We start from the raw sequence: 13,106 nt of genomic DNA, 5'->3' as shown, positions 1-13,106 counted from the left end.
ATGGGCAAATCGACGTATCGCGCATTGGTGATTGCTTCGCTGGGCATCCCAATCCTCGGAATACTGGCGGAATATGGCTTCGATCTGGTGCCCCAGGAGCTGGCTGACCTTTCCCAGAGCCTGTTGATGCAGTCTGAGGTCGGTCTCACCGACTGGATCTTCCTGCTGGCGTTCTCGGTGGTCCTAGTGCTCGGCCTCATTTCCTTCTATGGGCTGCTGCGGTTCAGGGCATGGGCGCCTCGGTTTACCCTGTGGTCCTCTGTGGCGACCTGGGTCGTCGTCTGTTTCAGCCCGCCGATTGTGCTGTCCGGTCTGGGGTACTCCACATCGACCTTGGGCTGCGTACTCTTTGGGGCAGTGCTTGCCCTGCCGTACTACTCTCCAGAAGTGCGAGAGATGTTCTGGCCCACCACATCAGAGGAATGAACAACAAAGCCCCTTAGAGGGGCTTTTTGCATGGCAAAGCGCTTCGGGCCACCCCAAGCGGACTACCTGAACGTCATGCGCAGCATGCCCTGAGCGGGCTGCTGGTCGGCGGGCAGGTTGGGTTGATCGAGTCGGGTGGCCTGCTGCTTTTCACGGTGCTGGGCGCGCTGGGTCAGCCGCTGGGTGCAGGCCGTTGCCAGCGTGGCCAGCTGCGCATCCGTCGCGCTCATGATCTCGCCATCGGCAATGCGCTGCGGCAGGCTGCTGAAGGACACCACCATCTGGTCCGTCGCAATCGGCTGGGCATGGGGCAGGGTGGGGCGGCCCTGGCTGTCGTAGTTCAGGTTCAGCAGATAGCGGCTGTGCTGCCATTCATCGGCGTCTCCCTGCATCACCGCATTGAACACCGTGCGGTGCACCTGCGCCGCGGCCTCTGCGGCCAGAGAGAAAGCCAGCGCCATGCGTTGCGTGTCTGCCGGCTGGTGCAGCGCGGCCTCCATACGATTAAAGGCGTCGATATAGGCCAGCTTGAAGGTCAAAGCCTTCTTGCCCGTAAAGCTCATGGCCAGCAACGTAAAGCCGTCGCGGGTCAGGCGGTAGGCGGGGCGGTTCTCGCCTTTTGCATCCGTGTAATCAACCAATCGGAAATCCGATTGGTGCTCATGCGGCAGGTCTGCGATGAGGGCGCGAATGCGCTCCATGACGTGCAGGTGCTGCTTGCCGAAGTGCGAAGCAACTTCGTTGCTGGTGGTGCAAGGTTGTCCGTCGACGAGCGTGACGGCGGGAGAGAAAGCCAGGTTGGACTTGGACATGGTGGCGCTCCGTGATGAGACTTTGAGTGCCTATCGCAGCGTTCTTACGCACTGCAATAGGCGGCCGGGAGGTTAAGAACCTAGATCACGCTAGGCGGACTTCTTCCCCTTTCGGGTCTTATATCCGTCGCCCTCCCGGCCATAAATCAAGCGTCTGCAAAAGTGCAGGCGTGCAATGTCCGGGCACAAAAAAACCGCCAGTTATCGGATGCGGTTCTTCCGCGTGATCTTAGGAGTTCTTACGCTCCGCCCTCTACAGGGTAAGAAAATTATACTCGATCTAGCTCAAAGCGGGAATAGAGCCGCAGCAGTGGTGTAAAGGGCACCGGGGTGCTCTATCCATGAGAAATTTGATAAGTGAATTTTAAAACTCTTTTTCAAAAATCTATGAACATCAATTAATATGATGTAACATGAAGTTACTTGTGAATAGGATCTTAAATAGACATGGCACATGCACTAAATTATCCAACTATTGAGTTTCAAGATACTGAGAGTCTGAAAAAATCCCTGCTATTATGGGATAGAGTATTTAGAATTGTTCCATCCGGCTATAATCCCGATGATTGTTCGGAGGTGAAAACAGCTGTAAGTTCAGGTTCCGTTGTCGACTTAGAAATTGACAAAAATGATAAATGGAATGCGGCAAATGGGTTTTTGAATTTCTTCGAGAGGCGTCACGATTATAGGAATATTCTGCCGTGGCCAGCAGGATTGTCTACGGCAACATTCACGAGGATAAATCCAGAAAAGATAGATGCAAAGCTGCTTCCTCTTTTTGAGCAGCTTTCGCAAAGAATGTCTAGTGATGGCTTTCTTGAGGTTCCATCTGAACACGCTGGTGCATATATGTTCTATTTAGCGAGCTATGTGGCAAAACAGCGCTCAATGGATTTGATTACAGATTCATCGGATTATTGGGCGGTTGGCACATATTTTTCTCAGAATGGAAACTTTGGGGAAAATGTTTGGAGTGAAAAATCGAATGCTTTTTTGGCGAATTTGGCAATAGATGATTTGCTTCCAATGGATCTCAGTCAAGTCTCAATCGATACTATCCTTCGTTTTAATGAAGATAATATTGAGCAGCGAAAGAATTTTCAGAAAGAAGTTTTTCTACTTAGGGAAGAGGTTTCACGTTGCAATAACAAAGAACATGCAAAATATATTGTGGCTGACTTTATAAAGACTTTTGAAAAAGCAAAAGACGAATATAAAAAATCTATTGGCTTCTTTCGGAAAAATGAGATCTTTAGTATTTTTTCGGTTGGATTGCCTGTGACGGCTACTATTTTATCGATGCCAATTGGAGGAGCAGATCCCTATGCGCCATTCAGGTTATGTGCTGGAGTTTTGATTGGCGCAGTATCGGCTTTTGCAACAAATGGGCTAATAAAAAAAGAAAAAACGGTCGCTTCTTATCTGGTTGATTCAGAGAATATGACAAGAAAACCCAATTGGTTGTTGCATAGAAAGTTTAACGAATTTATAAACGACTAATTTTGGTCGATGAATTTATAAATAGAAATAGGCGGTTTTATAATGGAATTTAATGAATCGTTCACGGGGGTGGTGAGTGAAATTGTGGATTCAACCAAGGATGATGAATTCCTAAGAGGATTAGCTCTTGATATTTTCTATAGAAATTTACCATCTGAAATTTCAAAAAAAATCAAAAGTATCCATAATAACTTTAGTTTCAATTATCGAGCGAAAAAACACTATCAATGCCAATATCGAGGATGTTCCGATGAATCCTGTTATTCACATGATATCTCTGAGAACGCGTTCTTGAAAAATCTTTGCAGGGGTGATTCTGAAGTCGTAATTTTAAAAAGGAATATGAAGGGTAATCCTATATTTTCCATGGGAGAATATATACATAAAAGAAATGCAACTAATTTTCCAGGCTACTGTGCCAAGCATGATTTAGACTTGTTCTCTGATGTTGAGGACGGTAACCAAAAATTAGATGATTATTTTGTTAATAAGCAATGTTTGCGATCTACCCGTAGGGAAATTTTTGAGGTGGAATGTCAGATTAATATGGGATCTGATTTCGTAAAAACTGTGCTAAGCGAAAATGATGAAAATAATATCCTAATTATAGATATTGTTGGTAATTTTAATCGTAAAATAGATGCGCTAAAAAAACGTCGATTAAATCTCCTGGACTTGCATGAAAAAATAATGCGAGGTATTGAGAGTAAAGATTACCTAGTTGAGTTTAGAGAATTGGACGCTGGGAAAAAAGGTTTTTGTTTCAGTGCTTGTCTTGATTTAACCCTAGATGAAGATGAGGAAGAATGTATATTATATTTTTATAATCTTGAATTTAAAAATGAATCAAAAGCATTCGTGTGTAGTTTGAAAAATAGTCTTTCTAGAGGTTATTTAGATAATTTTATTTCTAATTCTTTATTAAATTTTTCGAAAATAATTTTTCAAAAAAAAATGAATTTGGTTTTTTCTAAAGAGTTTTTTGAGAAAATTAGTGAGGGGGTAAAATTAATTCTGAATAACGAACCTGAACTATATTCGATTAATAATATAGAGGCCTCCCTGATTTCGCAGGATTTATTCTCATAAATTGAAAAACGGCTGTGCGATGCTGTCTACGTGCTTGTCATCAAGTTGAGCTGCGATTCGGTGGATTGTGCTCAGTGAACGTGATGATCTCTATAGTCATGCTCAAGCAGGTCAGAAAGCCATGCTCGAAAATAAGCGGGACAAGGCCCGCATTTTCATCTAGGTCAGTTGGTTCCGATGCAATGCGTCAGCCCGGCGTTCCCGCTCAGGTTGTGCTGGTCAAGGCTGCGGCCACACATCCAGTGTGATGTTGGGCAACTGAAATAAAGCAAAGAAAAAGGCAATATAGAGAGCTACATTGCCTTTGTGCGTTAGAAGGCGCTTTTGGGGGCGCTAATCAGATTTCAACGGTAGCTGCCGGGCTGGGACGCCGCTTGCTGCTGATTGGCAAGAAACTGGGCTGCCAAATGGCTTCTAAGCACTTGCTCCAGCGCGGGCGAGGGCGTCTCGGGGTCTGGGATCTTGCCAAAGGCCATCAGATTTCTGGTGAGTTGCACCGGCGTCATCAAAATTCCCCAAGGCAGGCCCCACCAACCCAGAAACAATGAAAAGACCGTGTCTCCGATTTTTTGTTTGGTGCCACAACGTGCGCAGGCCACCAGCGGCCTGCTCGACCACGACGTCATCATGACGACGGAGTACACACGGTAAGAGGTATGGACATCCACCGGGCCGGGGCCGTCGCACTTGGGGCAATTGCCTTTGTGCACCCGAAAGATATGGGCCTGGACATCGGCGGGGGAGAGCTGGCTCGCAGCGTCGGAAAGTAGCCCTTGGTGCAGGCATTTCTCATTGCAGTAGCGACGGTCGCCGTCTCGCTTTCCGCCAAAAAGAATTCTGGTATTGCAGTACGCGCAGGAAGCCATTCAATCTCTCTCAGTGTTGTTATCGCGCCTGATTAAACCAAATATCGCCGGCGATCACCCATCTAAATTCAGAAGGGATGATTCGTGTATCAAATGCGCCTGGCTTCTGGCCGCAATGGCATGGTGAATTGGTTTTTCATCAAGAGGTCAAAACGCACTCAAGAGAAATGACTGAATTGAGAGCGGCGTGGCGCTCAGGCAAGGCGCGGGCCCAGGCCCGCGCTTTCACCCAGCTCAGTTGGTCGCAAAGCAGTACATCAGCCCGGCGCTGCCGCTTTGTTTGAGCTGGTCGATGCTGCAGCCGCGCGTGCCGTGAGACGAGTTCCAGGAGGCATTGGCCACAGGGTCGGGGTTGGTGCCCTTGTGGTCGTGGTGGCCCACGATGGCAGAGCCGCCGTCGCTCTTGGTCCAGTTGCCGCAGGTGGTGTCCTTGCCGGGCTCGGGCACGGCCAGTGTGCCGTCAGGGCGCGAGCCGGTCAGGATGTCGTGGCGGTTGACCTCATCGCCAAAGCCCGAGACGACTTCGCCCTTTTCGGTCAGCGAGGTGTCCTTGCCGACCTTGGCATTGGGGCTGTGCAGGTCGGCCACGCTGGTGGCAATGACCACGCCCTTGGCGTTGCGCCACGGCCCGTTGCCGATGCGATCGCGCGCATTGACAGCCGGTTGCCCATTCAGCGCCGCATTGCTCAGGTAGGCGCGCCAGGTCTTGTTGCCTGCACCCACGCTGGCGGCCAGCGACTGGCAGTAACGGTCGGCCCCGGCCAGCCCGCCCAGGTCGCCGCCCTTGCCGGGGTTGGTGCTGGTGATGAAAAAGCTCATGGGGTTGCCGCCCGACGACCCCATGGCGCCGCAACCCACAATCAGTGCGGCAGTCGCAAGGGCTGTGCTGGCGGAAAGAACCAAACGACGGGACATGGCAGGCTCCTGAGCAATAGTGGAGCGTGCAGGCTAACGCAAGGTGGTGTCAGCGGCAATATGGACAAGAGCTGCGAGGTGAGCTCCCGTTTTGTTTGCGCAGATAAACGGTGATGCAATCGCGAGCGCGCACGGGCTGTTGTAAGCAGACGTTACACTTGGATGGAAGCTGTCTCATTCACTCGTGGTGCAAACCAAGAAAGTCTGTCCTGTGTCTGAAAATAAAGTAGTAACCGGTGTCTTGGTAAGAGCCATTCAACCCAAAGACTTTGATCAGTGGCTTTTGCTCTGGGACGGCTACAACGCTTTCTATGGGCGGGCCGGTGCTTCTGGACTGGCCAGAGAAATTACCGAGACAACTTGGGAGCGCTTCTTCAATCCCATCGAGCCAGTATTTGCGTTGGTCGCAGAACATGAAGGAGAAGTGGTCGGCCTGGCCCATTACCTGTTTCACCGCAGCACCACCAGGCTTGCCTCGGTCTGCTACCTGCAGGATCTTTTTACAGCCCCCACACGGCGCAAGCTCGGAATTGGCAAGGCCCTCATTAACAACGTCTACGAGCAAGCCACGCTGGCTGGTGCGAGCCGCGTCTACTGGCAAACGCAAGCAACCAATGAAGCCGGCCGCGCGCTCTACGACAAGTTGGCCAGACATGCCGGGTTTATCGTTTACAGCCATGAGCTGTAGGCTGTTGCGGCCACGCTAGATTGATGGGGTAGCGACTTCTGGTTGAGTTGCGAATGTCGCAGTACGGCAAGGAAGAGTCATTCATTCCTACATTGGCCTTTGACTACCCACAACAAGCTGCAATTTAGAAATTTTTAGGTTTTTTCTAGACGCTTGTTTGTCATTGCTCACTCTCAAAATTGCTGATAGATTCATTTTTATAAGAACAACAATCCTATTTTGCTTGTTGTCTAAATCCAGTATTAAATTAATTTTATATAAATTAGAAAAATATGCAAAAAATTTATAGAGGATTCTCTAGAAAAAAAGAGCCTGGTGAGTATTTGAATCAATTTTTATTATCTCCTCGCCAACCAACAGAAACTCCAAAGCTCATCCATGATTTTTCGGATCATTGGTTTTATGAGAAATTTGGCATTAAATGCAGATCCACTGCTGTTATTTGCACGACAGAAATAAATCAAGCAATGTTATATGGGAGTAGCGGTAGTATCTTAGAGATTAGACCGAGTGGTATATATTCAATTGTCTACAGTCCTTATGTAAAAGATTTTCTTGATATAGTAACTGAAATAGATGAGATATCTTTCAATGCGGTAAGTAGTTGGCTTGAAAATAAAAACTACCAGTGTGTCAGGTCAATATCAGAAATTGAGAAATCATTCTTTGGCGAAGTAATGGTTTCATGCGAAAAGTATAGCGCATTCACCTATATTTGAAATTATTTTATTTTATCTAAACCGCTGCTCAAGCCGACCCGCCTGCGGCGATCGGCTTAGCTAGTTCGTTAGATTTCTCATTTCCCGATAGAGCACATCAAGACTGTGAAATGACTACAAGCGATAAAATTAATTTATTCATCGAGAAGATTGACTTCTCATATCCACCCGATGTGGTTTATCTTTTTATTAAAATTCGTTCTTTGCTTGAAGAGAAAAATTCCAAGGGGGAACTGCCAACTCTAAATTTGTATTGCAATTGGCTTGTTCATCGTGAGCTAGATAGGTCAAGCCGTCACTTAATTGATAGACTAAATAATAAAATAATCGAGCATATGGATACCGAAAGAAATTTCAATTCAATGGTATCTGAAGTTTTAGGTGTTGATAGGCTTCGTGAGGAAGTTGAGAAAATCCTTCCCTTTTTGCAGGATTTGTCTAAAAGTAAACCAATTGATTGGATTAAGCTATTCTCCACTCTATTCGTGGAGTTGATTGATAAGCCAATAAAGCTTAAAGAATATAATTCTGTGAAGCAACTTAATTATCCAAATGACATATATGGCATCAAATTAGTAGAACACGATGGCTGTATATGTTGGGAGCTTCTTTCACCAAGCCTTGAAAATAAAAACTCAAGAATTATTGGGCCTCTCATCAGCACTTCTACCCTCCATATTTAATTGAAAATATTAAGCCATCAAGTGAATGGTAAATATAATCCTACGCCCAAGCGGGCGGTCTTGAGTCGTCGCTAACCTCAGTTTGTTAGTGGCTGTCTGGTTTGGGTCGTTTACAGACTTAGTTTTTGCAGTGCCTCGTGTCGCAGGCTATGCAGAGCAGGGGGCCGTGAGCACTGAAGTACCGAGGGGAGTTTTCTGGGGAGTTTAGGGGGCGCGACGGGAATTGAAATGATGGCGCTCAGAGGGAGAGGCACCTGTTAATCCCCCTTAAACCCCGGTTTGATCGGTTCGATTCCCATCGCCGGATGCGGACCTTGCTTGAAATGACGATCTATCGCATTTTTTGCTGAGACTTAGCAGTTTGGCCTGATAAAGGAGTCGTCTTAATCAATCTTTGAGTGTCTCCAGTTGATTGCGATCGACGCTCAAGGAGGAGCGATTCCGCGTTCAGCATCTGACGGGCTACATCTGCAGGAGCCTTACCAGCTATTTGCAACGGCAATGGCACTGAAGCAGGGGAATGGCGCAGTGGCAAACTCAAGCTAAATTTGATAAACGGCAAATCCAGACACGAGTGTCTTAAAGGGCTTGTAGCGTCCGTGTTTTCTGCTCGCTCGGGCCATGCATGGCACTTTAGGTAGATCACTGTCATCGATTAATGCTATTCGATACTGACAGAGATTTTGTCTTGAAACGCTTTGCTATAAAGCGATTGAAGCTATTAAAATTGATTATTCAATTATTGCATTTACTAGCTATTGAGCAGGAATGTGGTTGCCATGGTCATATCGAATCAGCAGCGGTCCATGGAGTGCGTTTCTGATGCATCACACGTTCCTGACTGATAGCTGGTTGCCGATGGGTGCGCCAAAAACGGCTTAGCGAGATGTTGGAGGCAAGACGGCCTTACACATTGAAAACCCGCAATGTATCGAAGCGACTAGACTCAGGAACATGAAGAAAATGTTTGGAGTCTCTGTGCTCGTTTTGCTTTTATCGGGCTGCTATGCAGCAGGCCCTGGATACAGCTACGGGTATAGCGATACTTATATCTATCAGCCTTATGGCGGCTCGTATTATTACGGGCGGCCTGCATACAGGCCTGGGTACTACCATCATCATCACGCGCATCGTCCACCTGCCCATAGGCCGCACCTTGGTCATGGAGGGCATGGAAATAATCGTCCTCCGCATGGTGGGCATCGGCCGGGTGGAGGCCATGGCCATGGCCATGGCCATGGGCATCGCTGAGTTGCATGCACCAAGGGAAAGAGTGAAGACTGGGAAATAGATATCGCACCAGCGTGCCAGTTAAGGGGTCAACTGCGGATCGGCGAGTCGGAAAGTTGAGAGTCACCGGCATCTGGCTGGTTTTTTTTGACCGTGCGGGAATGCCAGTCCGTGTTCCTTCTTGGCTTTCGGTCCGGGATCTGCTTGCGCAGCTCTGCCTGCCAAAGTCGTCCGCCGCATGCCCTTTACGCGTGAGGACATCGAAAAGCCTGCCTCGGCGGGCTTTGTTGTGCATGGATGGTTAGCGCTTTTTCCTCAGAGGTTTCCGCCCGAAATTTCAATCAGACTGCCCGTGGTGTAGGGGGACTCGTCCGACATAAGCCATACGATTGCATTCGCAACTTCCAGCGCGCTTCCTCCGCGCTGCATGGGAATTCGCGGCGCTAAGCGCTGAACCCTGTCCGGCTGTCCCCCGCTGGCATGGATATCTGTTTCGATGAGGCCTGGGCGGACTGCGTTCACGCGGATGCCCTCCGCGGCCACCTCCTTGGCCAGACCCAGAGTCATGACATCCATGGCTCCTTTGGACGCTGCATAGTCCACGTACTGGCCTGGCGCGCCCAGTCTTGCAGCGATGCTGGACACATTCACAATCGCTCCGCCATGACCGCCGCGTGCCGTGCTCATGCGAAGCACGGCCTCGCGGGCACACAGAAAGGCACCGATGGTGTTGATGCGAAACATCCGCTCCAGGCGCTCAAGGCTGAACTCCGCCACTGTCTGCGCCGTGTCCACGATGCCCGCGTTGTTGACCAGTGCATCCAAGCGCCCGAACTGCACATCGGCCACGGCAAAAAGGCATCGAATCTGTTCTTCGTAAGCCATGTCGGTCTGAATGGCCATGGCGTGCCTGCCCATGTCGGTGATTTGCGAGACAACTGCCTCGCTGCTGTTTGGTCCGTATTGAAGCTGAGCAGCACATCCTAGCCGGCCGTCGCAGCTTGTACGGCGGTGGCTGCACCAATACCTCGACTGCCGCCGGTGATGAGCACAACTTTGTTTTTCATGGGTCTTCTGAAGGGGGCGTGGGATGTGGCTGAGAGTCCAGGCATGTGCAGCACAGCTTGCGACTCATCTTATCGCTGCATTTCTTATTGGTGCCTAGGTTTGGCAGGATCTACGTGCTCATATTCTTGTATCTCAAGGCAACAAAAAACCACCTGTCGAGGTGGTCGTGAACCCATTGCAAGATGAATTTGAAGCGCCCGGCTACCAATACCGGTAGTTGTGGCGCTCGCGCAGCAGCCTCTCTTGCTCCTGCTTTTTTTCCATTGCTGTGGGCTCTTGCTGTTCTAGTTGTGGCGGCGTGGGGAAATCCTTGTCCATGGAGAACAGCTCCTTGGTGGTCTCCCAGAACTTCTGGATTGGCGGGGGAATACGGCTATCTGGCATATAGACCTCCAGTCCTGGATGACGAATCAGGATCGATCGTCAAAGAGCACAGTACTCTTTTTAATAACCCTAAATGCCCTCCAATAAGTAAAACGTCAGCTTTGATGCTGGCGCTATCGCATAGCTTGCTCGCCAAGTGGCGCACCCTGCTCGAGTTGGCTGCCTTGGCTGAGAAAGCCAATCATCATGCGGGTACCGCCGCTTCTTTCCATTGCCCAAGTCAACCAGGTTGATGCATGACCGCCGCCTGCGAAGCCGATTGCGGACATCGCGTCTGAGATAAGAGTCACGTCGTTGTCTCATCCAACTGATGACGGTCGGAGCGCTCGGTCGACTGTACAGACGATGCAGGAGAAAACGGGCTAGCATGCGAGGAACAACAAGGGAGTGGCCATGGAAAGGTATCGGTTCAATGTGTTTGGCGACATAGTGCTCATAGAGCGCAGAGACTCTGCATGGCGCTGTTTTTCCGTTGGAGCCGATGGCAAGCTTGGCTTTGTCGATCTGGCTGTTCCTTCCGAGGTTTCCTATGAGCAGTTGCCTCAGTATCTCTACGACATCTTTCACGAGAGCGCCGCATCGTCCGATGGCGATATCTTCGAGATAGTTTGAGCCTCCCGGCATCCCCGCAGTCGCTTGCGGAAGGTCTGCGGCGAGGGCCAGGGCACTGGCTCCTGTGGGCTTGCAACCTGTTCGACGCTCATATGCGCCAGGCCTTGTTTCCGCCGTATTTGACTTCGGCGTTGGACGATCAAGGCTGGCGTTTCGAGATCTTTCCGTGACGGATGAAGTACTGGAAGCCAGCCTCCGGCTATGCTGAGTTCGGCTATTCACTCAGGCAATAGCGCCTTGGGTTGGCCCCGCTTCACCTGACAGCGTAGGGGGCGAGCCGCTCGTTTAAACCATATGCAGGAGATGCCAATGACGTTTCAAAAGAACCCGCTCAAGGAAGCGGAACCCAAGCCGGAACCGGTTGATCCGCCCAATGAACAACCGCCTGCAGAGTTACCGACCGACCCGATAGATCGGCCGAATGTATAAGGGCTTCAGCCAGTGATGCCTTGGCTGACTCCGTTTATTGACTCAATAGCGGCTCGAGTGGCTCTACCTTGGTATCGCGAGCGTGATTGCTATGCTCAGGCCATCAAACCGATTGGGCATTCCTCTGAGCCGGTTCAAGCCCATCTACAGCCAGCGTCGAACCTGTTGGCGATAGGTGTCGAAGGACGCTCCAAATTGTGCTTGCAGCGCTTCTTCTTCCGGCCGAATCTGAAAGCGCTGCAAATAAGCCATGAATAGCGGCACAAGAAGCAGTGCTGACAACTTGCCCAACCCTGTGGCGAAGCCAAGCAGCAGCAGTGCAAAGCCCAGGTACATCGGATTGCGCGTCATACGATAAACCCCGCTGACAACCAGTGAGGTCGACGCTGTAGGAGTGGTGGGGTTTACCGTGGTTTGGGCGCGCTGAAACGCCCGTACGCCGGCTATGCAGAAGGCGCCGCCCAATATCGCCAGCAATAAGGCGGCCATCCTGTAGGCCGGGAATTTGGTGACCAGGATATCTGGCAGAAGCCACATGGCTGCGGCAAACACTGCGAACAGTGCTATAGGCGGCACTCGCAGCGCGAGCAAGGAGGAATCGGTTTGCGAGCGGGATTGGAGAGTCATGTGTTCAAGGCTAAAGCTTGAAGTGACTTGATGGTCAACTATGTCATGTCAGGTGGCGCGGTGATCGCCAGTCGGCTTGGCCCTGGCAGCGGTGTTACATCTTTTCGGGCTTCTTACACCCGCTCCATCATCGCCAGATTGGGTAGTTGGTGAGACCCAGCGATTGAGCCGTCTGTTTGTCAGAAGTGCCCGTATAAGGTGATTTCCCGGCGGCGGGCATGAACGTCACTGTATGTGAGTTCTGAAAGAAGAGGGCAGATTCCTGGAAACGACGTGGCCTAGCATGGACCTATGTTCCATGAAAGGAGGTCGGTCATGAAATCTCTCAATGCCCTTGTATTGCTCGCGGCGGTGGCGGCTCTCAGTGCCTGTGAAAAAGCGCCACAACCAGAACTTCAATCGAGGCCGCCAGCAACAGAAGGAATGCCTGCACAACGTCCCGCCCCGGGTTCTCAAGTTCCTGTTCCTGAGCCATCACCTGCAAATCCCAATCCACGTCCATAGCCTTTGTGATGTGGGCTGTGAGAAGGTCCATATAGTTGCAGCAAGACATCGGGTCTGGCCCTATGTCTTGCAACGTATCCAGGCTCGACGACAAATAGCTATCAGCTCAAGAGATGCCAGAGGGAATGGCGCCGCCGATACATGAAATATGGAGAACGGCTTCCTGTAATCATTGCAGGAGCTGTTTCAGCGATGAGAATCTTGACGATCAAGCATTGCCTGCTTCTCGGAGAGCAGTCACGCCCCATGCCGCGTATCCCAAGGGATTCATTCTGTCTGCCATAAACAACGAGAAAGGCCTGTTGATTGAAGCGCATTGATAGTGGTGCGCTTCTTGGTCGCAAGCCAAGCTTTCGATGGCTGCAAATATTGCTGGTGTACCAGCATGCCCTGTTTGCAGCTGATTTTTGCTGCGCATCTTTTGGGCGGTTGTAGAGTCGCTGCGGATGTCGACACGGGGTTTGATCGATAAGACTTGCATGGGCTTGTTTATTGCTTGGCCCGCCTGGCTCGCGAGTGTCTGCTCTGCGTCCGGTTCACCGATAAAGCGTATA

General features: G+C 50.2%; 15 protein-coding genes and 1 pseudogene. 8 read left to right on the top strand and 8 right to left on the bottom strand.

All coding sequences use genetic code 11. From position 1 onward, the window contains the following. Positions 1–426, top strand: coding sequence for a hypothetical protein (locus F3J24_RS01930; protein ID WP_167002236.1), 426 nt, complete (start codon positions 1–3; stop codon positions 424–426). Positions 427–488: 62 nt separating this feature from the next. Here the strand turns inward: F3J24_RS01930 and F3J24_RS01925 are convergent, their stop codons facing one another. Continuing rightward, the gene (locus F3J24_RS01925; RefSeq protein WP_167002234.1) at positions 489–1,238 is read right to left on the bottom strand and encodes a Rha family transcriptional regulator; all 750 of its coding nucleotides are present in this window, start codon (positions 1,236–1,238) and stop codon (positions 489–491) included. Between the two features lie 447 nt (positions 1,239–1,685). Between F3J24_RS01925 and F3J24_RS01920 the strand changes: the two genes are divergently transcribed. Both F3J24_RS01920 and F3J24_RS01915 read left to right on the top strand, forming a co-directional pair. Beyond that, positions 1,686–2,738, top strand: coding sequence for a hypothetical protein (locus F3J24_RS01920; protein WP_167002232.1), 1,053 nt, complete (start codon positions 1,686–1,688; stop codon positions 2,736–2,738). 42 nt (positions 2,739–2,780) lie between these two features. Continuing rightward, positions 2,781–3,827 carry a hypothetical protein gene (locus F3J24_RS01915; RefSeq protein ID WP_167002230.1) on the top strand — a complete coding sequence of 349 codons (1,047 nt, stop codon included), beginning with the start codon at positions 2,781–2,783 and terminating at the stop codon, positions 3,825–3,827. A 344-nt stretch (positions 3,828–4,171) separates the two neighbouring features. Here F3J24_RS01915 and F3J24_RS01910 read toward each other — a convergent pair whose 3' ends face one another. Next, a complete protein-coding gene (locus F3J24_RS01910) occupies positions 4,172–4,693 on the bottom strand; it encodes a hypothetical protein (protein WP_167002228.1) in 522 nt (173 codons plus the stop codon). A 234-nt stretch (positions 4,694–4,927) separates the two neighbouring features. Next, positions 4,928–5,608, bottom strand: a complete 681-nt coding sequence (locus tag F3J24_RS01905) for a hypothetical protein (protein WP_167002226.1) — start codon at positions 5,606–5,608, stop codon at positions 4,928–4,930. 211 nt (positions 5,609–5,819) lie between these two features. On the opposite strand from F3J24_RS01905, the gene F3J24_RS01900 reads away from it, so the two are divergent. From F3J24_RS01900 to F3J24_RS01885, 4 genes are all read left to right on the top strand, one after another. Beyond that, positions 5,820–6,296, top strand: a complete 477-nt coding sequence (locus F3J24_RS01900) for an N-acetyltransferase family protein (protein WP_370527701.1) — start codon at positions 5,820–5,822, stop codon at positions 6,294–6,296. 272 nt (positions 6,297–6,568) lie between these two features. After that, a complete protein-coding gene (locus F3J24_RS01895) occupies positions 6,569–7,015 on the top strand; it encodes a hypothetical protein (RefSeq protein ID WP_167002224.1) in 447 nt (148 codons plus the stop codon). A 110-nt stretch (positions 7,016–7,125) separates the two neighbouring features. Further along, positions 7,126–7,698: a hypothetical protein gene (locus tag F3J24_RS01890; protein WP_167002222.1), complete on the top strand. Its 573-nt coding sequence runs from the start codon at positions 7,126–7,128 to the stop codon at positions 7,696–7,698. Between the two features lie 1,063 nt (positions 7,699–8,761). Next, positions 8,762–8,989: a hypothetical protein gene (locus F3J24_RS01885; protein ID WP_167002220.1), complete on the top strand. Its 228-nt coding sequence runs from the start codon at positions 8,762–8,764 to the stop codon at positions 8,987–8,989. 254 nt (positions 8,990–9,243) lie between these two features. Here F3J24_RS01885 and F3J24_RS01880 read toward each other — a convergent pair. Continuing rightward, positions 9,244–9,995, bottom strand: a pseudogene (locus F3J24_RS01880) (SDR family oxidoreductase). A gap of 202 nt (positions 9,996–10,197) precedes the next feature. Then, positions 10,198–10,380 carry a hypothetical protein gene (locus F3J24_RS01875; protein ID WP_043005007.1) on the bottom strand — a complete coding sequence of 61 codons (183 nt, stop codon included), beginning with the start codon at positions 10,378–10,380 and terminating at the stop codon, positions 10,198–10,200. Between the two features lie 393 nt (positions 10,381–10,773). Here F3J24_RS01875 and F3J24_RS01870 point away from each other — a divergent pair, with 393 nt between their 5' ends. Next, a complete protein-coding gene (locus F3J24_RS01870; RefSeq protein ID WP_167002218.1) occupies positions 10,774–10,992 on the top strand; it encodes a hypothetical protein in 219 nt (72 codons plus the stop codon). A 573-nt stretch (positions 10,993–11,565) separates the two neighbouring features. On the opposite strand, the gene F3J24_RS01865 is transcribed toward F3J24_RS01870, so the two are convergent. The 3 genes from F3J24_RS01865 to F3J24_RS01855 all read right to left on the bottom strand — a co-directional run bounded on the left by F3J24_RS01865 (position 11,566) and on the right by F3J24_RS01855 (position 13,033). Further along, positions 11,566–12,048 (bottom strand): isoprenylcysteine carboxylmethyltransferase family protein, encoded by a 483-nt coding sequence (locus F3J24_RS01865; RefSeq protein WP_167002216.1) that lies wholly within the window; start codon positions 12,046–12,048, stop codon positions 11,566–11,568. Between the two features lie 361 nt (positions 12,049–12,409). After that, positions 12,410–12,583, bottom strand: a complete 174-nt coding sequence (locus F3J24_RS01860; protein ID WP_167002214.1) for a hypothetical protein — start codon at positions 12,581–12,583, stop codon at positions 12,410–12,412. A gap of 177 nt (positions 12,584–12,760) precedes the next feature. After that, positions 12,761–13,033, bottom strand: coding sequence for a hypothetical protein (locus tag F3J24_RS01855; protein ID WP_167002212.1), 273 nt, complete (start codon positions 13,031–13,033; stop codon positions 12,761–12,763). Positions 13,034–13,106: the final 73 nt, after the last annotated feature.

The organism is Comamonas sp. Tr-654, assembly GCF_011752915.1.
Taxonomy (GTDB): Bacteria; Pseudomonadota; Gammaproteobacteria; order Burkholderiales; family Burkholderiaceae_C; genus Comamonas.
This window is presented reverse-complemented; position numbering and strand designations above follow the sequence as displayed.

Coding starts and splice junctions, on each gene's coding strand:
- F3J24_RS01930 (WP_167002236.1), top strand. CDS start 1: ATGGGCAAATCGACGTATCGCGCATTGGTGATTGCTTCGCTGGGCATC.
- F3J24_RS01925 (WP_167002234.1), bottom strand. CDS start 1,238: ATGTCCAAGTCCAACCTGGCTTTCTCTCCCGCCGTCACGCTCGTCGAC.
- F3J24_RS01920 (WP_167002232.1), top strand. CDS start 1,686: ATGGCACATGCACTAAATTATCCAACTATTGAGTTTCAAGATACTGAG.
- F3J24_RS01915 (WP_167002230.1), top strand. CDS start 2,781: ATGGAATTTAATGAATCGTTCACGGGGGTGGTGAGTGAAATTGTGGAT.
- F3J24_RS01910 (WP_167002228.1), bottom strand. CDS start 4,693: ATGGCTTCCTGCGCGTACTGCAATACCAGAATTCTTTTTGGCGGAAAG.
- F3J24_RS01905 (WP_167002226.1), bottom strand. CDS start 5,608: ATGTCCCGTCGTTTGGTTCTTTCCGCCAGCACAGCCCTTGCGACTGCC.
- F3J24_RS01895 (WP_167002224.1), top strand. CDS start 6,569: ATGCAAAAAATTTATAGAGGATTCTCTAGAAAAAAAGAGCCTGGTGAG.
- F3J24_RS01890 (WP_167002222.1), top strand. CDS start 7,126: ATGACTACAAGCGATAAAATTAATTTATTCATCGAGAAGATTGACTTC.
- F3J24_RS01885 (WP_167002220.1), top strand. CDS start 8,762: ATGGCGGCTCGTATTATTACGGGCGGCCTGCATACAGGCCTGGGTACT.
- F3J24_RS01875 (WP_043005007.1), bottom strand. CDS start 10,380: ATGCCAGATAGCCGTATTCCCCCGCCAATCCAGAAGTTCTGGGAGACC.
- F3J24_RS01870 (WP_167002218.1), top strand. CDS start 10,774: ATGGAAAGGTATCGGTTCAATGTGTTTGGCGACATAGTGCTCATAGAG.
- F3J24_RS01865 (WP_167002216.1), bottom strand. CDS start 12,048: ATGACTCTCCAATCCCGCTCGCAAACCGATTCCTCCTTGCTCGCGCTG.
- F3J24_RS01860 (WP_167002214.1), bottom strand. CDS start 12,583: ATGGACCTTCTCACAGCCCACATCACAAAGGCTATGGACGTGGATTGG.
- F3J24_RS01855 (WP_167002212.1), bottom strand. CDS start 13,033: ATGCAAGTCTTATCGATCAAACCCCGTGTCGACATCCGCAGCGACTCT.